Raw genomic sequence first — 211 nt, 5'->3', positions numbered from 1 at the left:
CCGCGGCGGCACCGTGGCGCCGGGCAACTCGATCGGTACCCTGAACGTGGCGGGCAACGTCAGCTTCGAGCCGGGTTCGCGCTACGCGGTGGAAGTGGGGCCGAACGGCCAGAGCGATCGGATCCAGAGCAGCGGAGCGGCGACGATCGGCGGCGGCGAGGTGGCGGTGACGCTGGAGAACAGCCCCAACCTGCTGACGCAAAGCGAGGTG

Annotated in this window: 1 protein-coding gene; it reads left to right on the top strand. The window is 70.6% G+C overall.

Annotation, left to right across the window (positions count from 1 at the left end):
• Positions 1 to 211: autotransporter outer membrane beta-barrel domain-containing protein (locus tag WCL58_RS25335; RefSeq protein ID WP_336851762.1), on the top strand; the 211-nt coding region annotated here is incomplete at both ends.

The organism is Serratia sp. TMDUHS_CL, from assembly GCF_037137105.1.
Classification (GTDB): Bacteria; Pseudomonadota; Gammaproteobacteria; order Enterobacterales; family Enterobacteriaceae; genus Serratia; species Serratia nevei.
The sequence above is the reverse complement of the archived record's forward strand: the minus strand, read 5'-3'. Positions and strand labels throughout refer to the sequence as shown.